Genomic DNA, 11,859 nt, shown 5'->3' with positions numbered 1-11,859 from the left:
TTCGCAGCCGAGCGGGGATAAATCCCCTCGCCACAAAAGCTCGTACCCACAAAAAAGCGATCCGCTTTCAATCTTGAACTGCCCCTACTCTCGCTCAAGTTGACGTTAACGTAAAGGGTGATTGACAGCCATTCGTCACAGGCTTACGTTAACGTAAAGGTGAGAACTGAATCGCCGCTCTCCCCACCCTACAAAAAAGCCAAAAGGTGCCTCATGAGCTATCCATCCCTGAACTTTGCCCTCGGTGAAACCATCGACATGCTGCGCGATCAGGTTCAGTCCTTCGTCGCTAAAGAGATCGCTCCGCGTGCGGCGCAGATCGACAGTGACAACCTGTTCCCCGCCGACATGTGGCGCAAATTCGGTGACATGGGCCTGCTCGGCATCACCGTGCCGGAAGAGTACGGCGGTGCTGGCCTGGGTTACCTGGCGCACGTCGTGGCGATGGAAGAAATCAGCCGTGGCTCGGCTTCCGTGGCGTTGTCCTACGGCGCGCACTCCAATCTCTGCGTCAACCAGATCAACCGCAACGGCAACCACGAACAGAAAAACAAATACCTGCCGAAGCTGATCAGCGGCGAACACGTCGGCGCCCTCGCGATGAGCGAGCCGAACGCTGGCTCCGACGTGGTTTCGATGAAGCTGCGCGCCGACAAACGCGGCGACCGCTTCGTCCTCAATGGCAGCAAGACCTGGATCACCAACGGCCCCGACGCCAACACCTACGTGATCTACGCCAAGACTGACCTGGAAAAAGGCCCGCACGGCATCACCGCGTTCATCGTCGAGCGCGACTGGAAAGGTTTCAGCCGCAGCAACAAGTTCGACAAGCTCGGCATGCGCGGCTCCAACACTTGCGAGCTGTTTTTCGATGACGTTGAAGTGCCGGAAGAAAACATCCTCGGCGTGCTCAATGGCGGCGTGAAAGTCTTGATGAGCGGCCTCGATTACGAGCGCGTGGTTCTCTCCGGTGGCCCGACCGGGATCATGCAGTCGTGCATGGACCTGATTGTGCCGTACATCCACGACCGTAAACAATTCGGCCAGAGCATCGGCGAATTCCAGCTGATCCAGGGCAAAGTCGCCGACATGTACACCCAACTGAACGCCAGCCGCGCGTATCTCTATGCGGTTGCACAGGCCTGCGAGCGTGGCGAAACCACGCGCAAGGACGCCGCCGGGGTGATCCTCTACACCGCCGAACGCGCCACGCAAATGGCCCTCGACGCCATCCAGATTCTTGGTGGCAATGGCTACATCAACGAATTCCCGGCCGGGCGCCTGTTGCGTGACGCCAAGCTGTACGAAATCGGCGCCGGTACCAGTGAGATCCGCCGCATGCTGATCGGTCGCGAACTGTTCAACGAGACGAAATGAATTTCGCCAGCCGCAAGCCACAAGTTTCAAGCTGCAAGAGGACCGCGCTCTTGCTTCAACTTGTAGCTTGTAGCTTGCAACTCGAAGCTGCTACGGAGTAGCCCCATGATTCTTCACACTCAGCTCAACCCTCGTTCAGCAGAGTTCGCCGCCAACAGCGCGGCAATGCTCCAGCAAGTCGACGCCTTGCATACCCTGCTCGCCCAAGTGGCGCAGGGTGGCGGCGCCAAGGCTCAGGAACGCCACACCTCGCGGGGCAAACTGCTGCCGCGTGAGCGCATCAACCGCTTGCTCGATCCGGGCTCGCCGTTTCTGGAAATCAGTCAATTGGCTGCACACGCCGTGTATGGCGAGGACGTGCCCGCCGCTGGCGTGATTGCCGGGATCGGCCGGGTTGAAGGCGTCGAATGCATGATCGTCGCCAATGATGCGACGGTAAAAGGTGGCTCGTACTACCCGCTGACCGTGAAGAAACACCTGCGCGCGCAGACCATCGCCCAGCAAAATCGTCTGCCGTGCATCTATCTGGTGGATTCGGGTGGCGCCAACCTGCCGCGTCAGGACGAAGTGTTCCCGGATCGCGAGCACTTCGGCCGGATCTTCTTCAATCAGGCCAACATGAGTGCCATGGGCATCCCGCAGATCGCCGTGGTCATGGGCTCGTGCACCGCGGGCGGCGCATACGTGCCGGCGATGGCCGACGAAGCCATCATGGTGCGCAATCAGGCGACCATTTTCCTCGCCGGTCCGCCGTTGGTGAAAGCCGCGACCGGGGAAGTGGTCAGCGCCGAGGACCTTGGCGGCGCCGATGTGCACTGCAAGATTTCCGGTGTGGCCGACCATTACGCCGAGAGCGACGAACACGCCCTCACCCTCGCCCGCCGCAGCGTTGCCAATCTCAACTGGCGCAAGCTCGGCGAAGTGCAACAGCGCACGCCAATTGCGCCGTTGTACGCCAGTGACGAGTTGTACGGCGTGGTTTCCGCTGACGCCAAGCAACCGTTCGATGTGCGCGAAGTGATTGCGCGGCTGGTCGACGGTTCGGTGTTCGATGAATTCAAGGCACTGTTCGGCACGACACTGGTGTGCGGTTTTGCGCATCTGCACGGCTATCCGATTGCGATCCTCGCCAACAACGGCATCCTCTTCGCCGAAGCCGCGCAGAAAGGTGCGCACTTCATCGAACTGGCCTGCCAGCGTGGCATCCCGCTGCTGTTCCTGCAGAACATCACCGGTTTCATGGTCGGGCAGAAATACGAGGCCGGCGGTATCGCCAAGCACGGCGCGAAACTGGTGACGGCAGTGGCGTGCGCCAAGGTGCCAAAATTCACTGTGATCATCGGCGGCAGCTTCGGCGCCGGTAACTACGGCATGTGCGGTCGCGCTTACGATCCGCGTTTCCTGTGGATGTGGCCGAACGCGCGGATCGGCGTAATGGGTGCTGAACAGGCAGCGGGCGTGCTGGTGCAGGTCAAGCGCGAACAGGCCGAACGCAGCGGCCAGGGCTTCAGCGCCGAGCAGGAAGCCGAAATCAAGCAGCCGATCCTCGACCAGTACGAAGAACAGGGCCACCCCTACTATTCCAGCGCCCGACTGTGGGACGACGGTGTCATCGACCCTGCGCAGACCCGCGATGTGCTGGCCCTGGCCTTGTCTGCGTCGCTGAACGCGCCAATCGAACCGAGCCGCTTCGGCGTGTTCCGGATGTGATGCTTTTTTGTGGGAGCGAGCCTGCTCGCGAAGGCTTCAGCGCGGTTATCGGCACGACCCCGTAATCGTTCTTCGCGAGCAGGCTCGCTCCCACAGAAACCGTGGAGACGGATGAATATGAGCGACTTCAACACCCTTGAACTGCAAACTGACCCACGGGGTTTCGCCACCCTGTGGCTCAACCGCGCAGAAAAGAACAACGCGTTCAACGCCGAGATGATCCGCGAGTTGATCCTCGCCCTCGACAAGGTAGCCAGCGACGCCAGCCTGCGTTTCCTGCTGGTGCGCGGGCGCGGCAAACATTTCAGCGCCGGCGCCGACCTGGCCTGGATGCAGCAATCGGCCGAACTCGATTACCACACCAACCTCGACGACGCCCGCGAACTGGCCGAGCTGATGTACAACCTCGCCAAGCTGAAAATCCCTACGCTGGCGGTGGTACAAGGCGCGGCATTCGGTGGCGCTCTGGGCCTGATCAGTTGCTGCGACATGGCCATTGGCGCCGATGACGCGCAGTTCTGCCTGTCGGAAGTACGCATCGGTTTGGCACCGGCAGTAATTAGCCCGTTCGTGGTGCAGGCCATTGGCGAACGCGCCGCACGTCGCTATGCGCTGACAGCCGAACGCTTTGGCGGCCAGCGCGCTCGGGAAATCGGTTTGTTGTCAGAGAGCTGTCCAGCCGCAGAACTTGAGCAACACGTCGAACAATGGATCGACAACCTGCTGCTCAACAGCCCTGCTGCCATGCGCGCCAGCAAAGACTTGCTGCGTGAAGTCGGCAATGGCGCGCTGACCCCGGCGTTGCGTCGCTATACCGAAAACGCCATCGCGCGCATCCGCGTCAGCGCCGAAGGCCAGGAAGGCTTGCGCGCCTTTCTGCAAAAACGTCCGCCGAACTGGCAAGCCGCAACCACCACCAAGGAGCCGCGTTGATGAGCGCACCTGTTCTCACCACCCTGCTGGTGGCCAACCGAGGCGAAATCGCTTGCCGCGTGATGCGCACCGCCAAGGCGCTGGGCCTGACCACCGTCGCTGTGCACAGCGCCACCGACCGCGATGCACGACACAGCCGTGAAGCGGATATCCGCGTTGATCTTGGTGGCAGTAAAGCGGCCGACAGTTATCTGCAAATCGACAAACTGATCGCGGCGGCCAAGGCCAGCGGCGCGCAGGCGATTCATCCGGGATATGGCTTTCTCTCCGAGAACGCCGGGTTTGCTCGCGCCATCGAAGCGGCCGGGCTGATTTTCCTCGGTCCGCCCGCCTCGGCCATCGACGCCATGGGCAGCAAATCCGCTGCCAAGGCGTTGATGGAAACGGCCGGCGTGCCGCTGGTGCCGGGTTATCACGGCGAAGCCCAGGATCTGGACACCTTCCGCGATGCCTGTGAGCGGATTGGTTACCCAGTGTTGCTCAAGGCCACTGCCGGTGGCGGCGGCAAGGGAATGAAAGTCGTCGAGGATGTCAGCCAACTGGCCGAAGCCCTCGCCTCGGCTCAGCGTGAAGCGCAGTCGTCGTTCGGCGATTCGCGGATGCTTGTAGAGAAATACCTGCTCAAGCCGCGTCATGTGGAAATCCAGGTGTTTGCCGACCAGCATGGCAATTGTCTTTACCTCAACGAGCGTGACTGCTCGATTCAGCGCCGCCACCAGAAAGTCGTCGAGGAAGCACCGGCACCGGGCCTGACGCCCGAACTGCGGCGCGCAATGGGTGAGGCGGCAGTGCGTTCCGCGCAGGTGATCGGTTATGTCGGCGCCGGCACCGTGGAGTTCCTGCTGGATGCACGCGGCGAGTTCTTCTTCATGGAGATGAACACGCGACTGCAAGTCGAGCATCCGGTGACCGAAGCCATCACCGGACTGGATCTGGTGGCGTGGCAGATTCGCGTTGCCCGTGGCGAAGCGCTGCCGATCACCCAGGCGCAAGTGCCGCTCAACGGCCACGCGATTGAAGTCCGCTTGTATGCCGAAGACCCGTCGAACGATTTCCTGCCGGCCACCGGGCGTCTGGAGTTGTATCGCGAATCGACTGAGGGTCCGGGACGTCGGGTCGATAGCGGCGTTGAAGAAGGTGACGAGATTTCGCCGTTCTACGACCCGATGCTCGGCAAGCTGATTGCCTGGGGCGAGGATCGTGAACAGGCGCGCCTGCGTCTGTTGAGCATGCTCGATGGATTCGCCATTGGCGGGCTGAAGACCAACATCAATTTTCTGCGCCGGATCATCGCTCATCCTGCGTTTGCCGCGGCGGAACTGGATACCGGGTTTATTCCGCGTTACCAGGAGCAACTGTTGCCGACTCCTGGCGAGTTGAGTGACGCGTTCTGGAATGCCGCAGCGCAGGCGTTCGCGCAGAGCCTGCCGGCGCTTGCACGCAAAGATGACCCGAGTTCGCCATGGGCATTGAACAGTGGTTTGCGTGCAGGTCTGCCGCAGGAAATCACTGTGCATTTGAGTTGCGAAGGCCAGGACCGAGCGCTGACATTGGGCGCCAGTAACGACGCGAAACTTTCCGGTGAAACCCTGGTTGTCGAGCACGACGGCGTACGTCGTTGCTTGCGTGCGATGCGCCAGGGCGATTCATTGTTTCTGCAATGGGAAGGCGAGTTGCGGCGCATTCAGGCCTATGACCCGATCAGCGCTGTCGAAGCCAGCCATAGTCATCAGGGTGGCCTGACTGCGCCCATGAACGGCAGCATCGTGCGTGTTCTGGTCGAAGCCGGGCAGTCTGTCGAGGCCGGTGCGCAACTGGTGGTGCTGGAAGCCATGAAGATGGAACACAGTATCCGCGCGCCGCATGCCGGGGTGATCAAAGCGCTGTACTGTCAGGAAGGTGAAATGGTCGGCGAAGGCAGCGCTCTGGTTGAATTGGAAGAAGTGTAAATGCGGGGATCGATCCTACGCCTGACGAGGATCGATCTGACTAGAAACGCGCCGTTGCCTGAACCACTACGCCGATGATTCGACAGTCATCGGTAAACAGGGCTTTCGGCCAGGTCGGATTGAGCGGTATCAGGTAACGCTGGCCGCCCTCTTCATCCAGCTTGCGGAAGATCGCTTCCTCGCTGTCGGTCCACTGGGCGATCACCAGTTTCCCGGGCACCGCTTCCACCTCCGGATCCACCAGGATCAACATGCCTTCGGCAATGCTCGGGCCGCTGGGTGCGGTCATCGAATTCCCGGCCACCGTCAGCCAGAACGCCGCCCCACGGGCATGGTAGTCCGTCAGCTGGAAAACCTGCTTGTCCGTCGCTACAACATAGGCAGGCTGACCGTCTTCGCGAACTTCGCACGGCGTCCGCCAATCGCTGACCGGGTAGCGGAAGTACGGGTTGTACTTCTGCGCCAGCGGCATGTCGTCGTCCGGGGTGACTTGCGGTTCACGAATCAACAGCACCACTTCGAGAAAGTCCATCCCGAGTGCTTGCAGCACGCGATTCATTTGCGTGATACCCGGCTCGCGGCGTTTGTTCAGCCAATGGCCGATCCCGCCCTGGGACATGCCGACGCGCTCTCCGAGCTCTGTTTGAGTGATTTTGAGTTCACTCATCTTGGCCTTGACCAACTCAATCCATTTATCCATATCCGGCACCTTACGCGGACGCCTTCGGCCGACAAAACACATATTGTAGTATTTAAATCCTAGTCACAACTACGCATCGTACTATTCTGAAGCCACGGACTTTCAATCGAACAAGGAGTGGTCCCGATCATGAATATCAGCAGCAAAGACTTGCCCGATCTGCAAATGGACACCACGTTCACCTCACCACAAGGCAACGCCGCGGCGCAGCGCGCCCTCGACTATTACTTGAAACCTGCTGTGTCAGAACCTGAGGTCGATGAGCGATTTTTCGACGTCAGACGTCATCTCAGTGGCGAAGAGGCATTGGTGCATGCCTCGGATCTGTTGCGTTGTGCGGCGGCGACCGCATTCAAGGCAGCAGAGAACCTGCAAGGCGCGAGTCGCGACCTGGCGTTTTCAGTGGTGCATATGGTGGATATGGCGCGGGCGATGGTCGACCATTCGCTCGATGGCGAAGAAGTCTGAAGAAGGGGATTTCGCGCGGACAGGAAAGAATTTTCCAATCGCGCAGATAAAAACATTTGACTTGCAAATGATAATGATTATTATTGCAAGCAACTGGTCGCGAGATCAGTCGATGGACCAGAGACCTTAGGTCGGTCTTCTGGACTATCTCCTCATCAGGCTAATCACGGTTTTTGACCCGGCTTTTTGCCGGGTCTTTTTTTACCCGTTATTCGGGCTTATGGCTTCAGGCTAATGAAGTCTTCAGGTGCTGCAAATTCGATGGCGCGGATAATATCAAAAGAATATCGGTTAGCAAGCCAAGCCCGGCCACATTGGGCCAAACTAATGACAATTAGCACTTGAGAATCAATCGCACAGCCTCTAAGCTGCATCCGCGTCATGGAGGACGCCCCCGCCACACCCCGCAATTTCCCTCGGTTTCACCTCTGTCTTGCGTGTAAAGTAGCCGCCATAAAAATCATATTCAGGAACCGATTATGACCGTGGCCAAATCTTCGTTCGACATCAGCGCCAACTTCGACAGCGGCAATATCCAAGTCATCGACATCAGCAATCCGCTCAACCCGGTTCTGGCCATCCGACCAGACACCCGCAGCGCGCACTTCCAGTGGTTCCACTTCAAGGCCAGCGGCCTGCATGTCCATCAGGAACACTGGTTTCGCCTGGTCAACGCCAGCCAGTCCTCCTATAACAAAGCCTGGACCGGCTATCAGGCCGTCGCTTCCTACGACCACGTCAACTGGTTCCGCATTCCGACCCAATTCGAAGGCGACAGCCTGCGTTTTTGCCTCGAAGCCGAGCAGACTCACGCCTGGTTCGCCTACTTCGAACCCTATAGTCGAGGCCGTCACGACTGGCTGATCGAGCAAGCGCTGACCAAGGCCGGCACCGAGTTGCTGGCGACCGGCAAGAGCGTCGAGGGCCGCGACATTCAACTGCTGCGCAAAGGCAGCGGCGCCGAAGGCCAGCGCAAAGTCTGGATCATCGCCCAACAGCATCCGGGCGAGCACATGGCCGAATGGTTCATGGAAGGCGTGATCGAGCGTCTGGAAAAACACGAAGATCCGGTACTGAACAAACTGCTCGCCAGCGCCGAACTGTACCTGGTGCCGAACATGAACCCGGACGGCGCTTTCCATGGCCATCTGCGCACCAACGCGATGGGCCAGGACCTGAACCGTGCTTGGCAGAATGCCAGCCAGGAAGTCAGCCCAGAGGTACTTTTTGTCCAGCAGCAGATGGAAAAGTACGGCGTCGATCTGTTCCTTGATGTACACGGTGATGAAGAAATCCCTCACGTATTCACCGCGGGTTGCGAGGGCAATCCAGGTTACACGCCACGGATCGAGAAACTCGAGGAGCATTTCCGCAGCCACCTGAAACACACCACCAGGGACTTCCAGACCAAGTACGGCTATACCCGCGACGAACCGGGCCAGGCCAACATGACCCTGGCGTGCAACAGCGTCGGCCAGAAGTACGACTGCCTCGCACTGACCCTGGAAATGCCGTTCAAGGATCACGACGACGCGCCAAACCCGGAAACCGGCTGGTCGGGCAAACGCTCGAAACAGCTGGGCAAGGACGTGCTGACCACTATTGCAGACATGGTCGATACCCTGCGCTGATCCCTCCCCCGGTATCTACAAAAGATCGCAGCTTGTCTGCGATCTTTTGCATTGTGTGGCCCACAGATTCGATCAATCAGGTTGCAAAATAAAACCAAAATACTTACCGTGATTCCGGTTTTAATTTGAAACCTAAAATGGATCCGGGTATGAAACCTCACTCACTCAGTAACAGCGTGGTGCTGCTCTTCGCCGTTGCCTGCGGCCTCGCCGTGGGCAATGTGTATTACGCCCAGCCACTGCTGGATGCCATGGCCGACGCATTCGCTCTGCCGCCGGCGACCATTGGCATCGTTATTACCCTGACGCAGGTGGGTTACGGCGTCGGATTGGTGCTGCTGGTGCCGCTGGGGGATCTGCTCAACCGACGGCGATTGATCGTCACGCAGACACTGCTTTCAGCCTGCGCGTTGCTGATGATTGCTTCGGCACCTGACAGTGTGTGGCTGCTGCTGGGCATGACGCTGACCGGTTTGCTTGCCGTGGTCACGCAAGTGCTGGTGGCCTATGCCGCGACTCTGGCGATCCCGGCACAACGTGGCCGAGTGGTGGGTGTGGTCACCAGCGGCATCGTCGTCGGCATCTTGCTGGCGCGGACTGTCGCAGGAGCAATGGCTGATCTGGCCGGATGGCGCGCAATCTATTGGCTGTCGGCGGGCCTGACGTTATTGATGGGCTTGCTGCTGCTTCGCGTATTGCCCAAGGATGAAAAGCCACAACCGGCGTCGACCTACCGCGCATTGATCGCCTCGGTATTCGTCCTGTTCAAGGAAGAGCCCGTCCTGCGCCAACGAGCGCTGCTCGCCCTGCTGACGTTCGCCAGCGCCATGGTGCTGTGGACACCGATGGTGTTGCCTTTGGCCGCGCCACCTCTCTCGTTGTCGCACAGCGAAATCGGCCTGTTCGGACTGGCCGGTGCAGCAGGTGCACTGGCTGCTGCGCGTGCCGGACACCTGGCTGATCGCGGCCTGGGCCAATGGGTCAGCGGACTTTCTCTGCTGCTGATGCTCGGCTCGTGGCTGCCGATCGCCCTCACACAATCTTCGCTATGGGCGTTGTTGCTCGGCGTGATCACTCTGGATCTGGGCCTGCAAGCCGTGCATGTCACCAGCCAGAGCATGATCTACAGCGTGCGACCCGAAGCACAAAGCCGCCTCACCGCCGGTTACATGTTGTTCTATTCGATCGGTAGCGCTCTGGGCTCGATCGGTTCGACCGCCATGTATGCGTGGGCCGGCTGGAGCGGCGTGTGCCTGCTCGGCGCCGGTATTAATGCTGTAGCACTGGGATATTGGTGGCTGACGTTGAAAAGCGGCGCATCCGCACGATGCGCCGCTCAACCGGGTTAATCGCGATCGCGCCCGCGCAACATGCTGTCGAGCACTTCGTCGCGGCGCACCCAGCCATGAAACAGCGCCGCCGCCAAATGCAGCAGCACCGTCAGGAACAACAGGTAGGCCAGATACCCATGCGCCTTGCGCAGCAACGCAAACAGCTGCGCATCCGCCGGCACAATCGACGGTAACTGCAACGAACTGCTGAGCATGACGGGCTCGCCCGAAGCGCTGATCATCGCCCAGCCGATCACCGGCAGCACCAGCATCAGCGCATACAGCAAAACGTGCGAAGCCTTTGCCGCCAGCACCTGCCAGTCCGGCAGGTCCGCCGGCAGCGGTGGCTGGCGAGTCGAGAAACGCACCAGCAGGCGCACGATCACCAGCGCGAGAATCGCAATCCCCAACGGCTTGTGCAGATGGATCAGCCATTCATGCCGTTCTGACACCGAGGTGACCATACCGGCGCCGATAAACAGCATCGCAATGATCATCAGCGCCATCAGCCAGTGCAGCAACCGCGCCAGCAGCGCGAAATGAGTCGGTTGAGTGCTCATTGACGAGCCTCCTGTTTGGCGGCGGGCAACTGGCTGACTTCGCTGGTGCGGCGCAGATAGGAATCGGCGTAACCGGCCGAGCGTGCGGCGAGCAACGGGTCGTCGGAACCTTGAATGCCAGCCGGCAGCACCAGCGGGTCGTAGTTGATGTCGCGGCACTCGCCACTGAGTTGCGGCTGGGTCTTTTCCAGCACCAACGTGCCGGCGTTCAACACCTTGCGCCCGGCGGGCCAGGTTTTGCTGGCGTCGTTGACCGGGTCATCGGCATTCGCCAGGGTGATGTTCAACTGAAAACGCAGCGGTGCGGCCGCCAAGCGTTGCACCAGGTCTTTTTCCAGAAAGTCGGCGCCCTCAGGCGCACTGGCACCGGCAGCGTCTTGCGCCAACGGCGTCATGCTCCAGCGCACTGCCTGCTTCTTGCCGCTGGCGTCGACCAGATAGAACGCGTTGATGCTGTTATAGGTTTCGGTGGCATAACTGGCCGACGGCTTGGCGGTCTTGACCCACGTCAGAAACGGCACCGCTTCCGGGTGCGAGGCGAAGAATGCCGGCACCTTGGCTGGATCCGGTTTACCGGTGGCCGGGTCCGGCGACTGCGCCTGCTGCAATTGATAGAACGCCTCAGGCGTGCCCACCGGGAACACCGGCATGCTGTTCATCCCCGTGCGCCATTGCTGACCATTGGCCTGGGTAAATCGCAGCGCCAGACTGCGGATCGGCACACTGCTGTCCGGCGCATAAGGGTTGCCCGCCGGCAGCGCGAAACGCCCGACCACCGGAGTGCGTGGCTCATTGAACACCTGCGCGGTGGAGAACACTCGCGCCTCGCCACTGCTCTCGAAATGCCCGATCACGCATACGCCTTTGGCGTGATTACGACGGAATCCCGGGTGCACGCCGTTGTTCTTTTCCAGCACATCGACCAGCGCTTTGGGCGTCAGACGCTGTGGGTCAAAGTTACCGTGAACGTAGGCAAATGCCCCGGCCGCAGCAGCGACCACCACGGCAATGCCGCCCAGACGCAGTATCAGGCTCGCCGCACTCAATGGCGGGCGTTGCGGCCCGCCGGGCCTCTTGCTATCGGGTGAGATGCGATCAACCATGAAAGACTCCAGGGCCAATGGCCATAGGGAAAGGTGCTATGAGACGCACGCCTCGTAGGTTTATTCCCTTTGAACTGTAGTTTCTTTCACCGCACTA

At 60.1% G+C, this 11,859-nt stretch carries 10 protein-coding genes; 7 read left to right on the top strand and 3 right to left on the bottom strand.

The window, feature by feature from the left end; translation table 11 throughout:
* Positions 1–213 precede the first annotated feature (213 nt).
* The 4 genes from JFT86_RS17410 (at position 214) to JFT86_RS17395 (ending at position 5,969) form a co-directional block, all read left to right on the top strand.
* Positions 214–1,377: an isovaleryl-CoA dehydrogenase gene (locus JFT86_RS17410; RefSeq protein ID WP_201237632.1), complete on the top strand. Its 1,164-nt coding sequence runs from the start codon at positions 214–216 to the stop codon at positions 1,375–1,377.
* A 105-nt stretch (positions 1,378–1,482) separates the two neighbouring features.
* Positions 1,483–3,087, top strand: a complete 1,605-nt coding sequence (locus JFT86_RS17405) for a carboxyl transferase domain-containing protein (RefSeq protein ID WP_201237631.1) — start codon at positions 1,483–1,485, stop codon at positions 3,085–3,087.
* Between the two features lie 117 nt (positions 3,088–3,204).
* On the top strand, positions 3,205–4,020 hold the full coding sequence (locus JFT86_RS17400; protein ID WP_201237630.1) for a gamma-carboxygeranoyl-CoA hydratase: 816 nt from the start codon (positions 3,205–3,207) through the stop codon (positions 4,018–4,020).
* Positions 4,020–5,969, top strand: coding sequence for an acetyl/propionyl/methylcrotonyl-CoA carboxylase subunit alpha (locus JFT86_RS17395; RefSeq protein ID WP_201237629.1), 1,950 nt, complete (start codon positions 4,020–4,022; stop codon positions 5,967–5,969). The genes JFT86_RS17400 and JFT86_RS17395 overlap by 1 nt, the downstream gene beginning before the upstream one ends.
* Before the next feature lie 40 nt (positions 5,970–6,009).
* Here the strand turns inward: JFT86_RS17395 and JFT86_RS17390 are convergent, their stop codons facing one another.
* Positions 6,010–6,669, bottom strand: coding sequence for an XRE family transcriptional regulator (locus tag JFT86_RS17390; RefSeq protein WP_201237628.1), 660 nt, complete (start codon positions 6,667–6,669; stop codon positions 6,010–6,012).
* A 129-nt stretch (positions 6,670–6,798) separates the two neighbouring features.
* On the opposite strand from JFT86_RS17390, the gene JFT86_RS17385 reads away from it, so the two are divergent.
* From JFT86_RS17385 to JFT86_RS17375, 3 genes are all read left to right on the top strand, one after another.
* On the top strand, positions 6,799–7,137 hold the full coding sequence (locus tag JFT86_RS17385; protein ID WP_201237627.1) for a DUF3077 domain-containing protein: 339 nt from the start codon (positions 6,799–6,801) through the stop codon (positions 7,135–7,137).
* A gap of 479 nt (positions 7,138–7,616) precedes the next feature.
* Positions 7,617–8,768 carry a M14-type cytosolic carboxypeptidase gene (locus JFT86_RS17380; RefSeq protein WP_201237626.1) on the top strand — a complete coding sequence of 384 codons (1,152 nt, stop codon included), beginning with the start codon at positions 7,617–7,619 and terminating at the stop codon, positions 8,766–8,768.
* Positions 8,769–8,917: 149 nt separating this feature from the next.
* A complete protein-coding gene (locus JFT86_RS17375; protein WP_201237625.1) occupies positions 8,918–10,117 on the top strand; it encodes an MFS transporter in 1,200 nt (399 codons plus the stop codon).
* On the opposite strand, the gene JFT86_RS17370 is transcribed toward JFT86_RS17375, so the two are convergent.
* Both JFT86_RS17370 and JFT86_RS17365 read right to left on the bottom strand, forming a co-directional pair.
* Positions 10,114–10,659, bottom strand: a complete 546-nt coding sequence (locus JFT86_RS17370; protein ID WP_201237624.1) for a cytochrome b — start codon at positions 10,657–10,659, stop codon at positions 10,114–10,116. The genes JFT86_RS17375 and JFT86_RS17370 overlap by 4 nt on opposite strands.
* Positions 10,656–11,762 (bottom strand): catalase family peroxidase, encoded by a 1,107-nt coding sequence (locus JFT86_RS17365; protein ID WP_201237623.1) that lies wholly within the window; start codon positions 11,760–11,762, stop codon positions 10,656–10,658. The genes JFT86_RS17370 and JFT86_RS17365 overlap by 4 nt, the downstream gene beginning before the upstream one ends.
* Positions 11,763–11,859: the final 97 nt, after the last annotated feature.

Origin of the sequence: Pseudomonas sp. TH06, from assembly GCF_016651305.1 — a bacterium.
Taxonomy (GTDB): Bacteria; Pseudomonadota; Gammaproteobacteria; order Pseudomonadales; family Pseudomonadaceae; genus Aquipseudomonas.
This window is presented reverse-complemented; position numbering and strand designations above follow the sequence as displayed.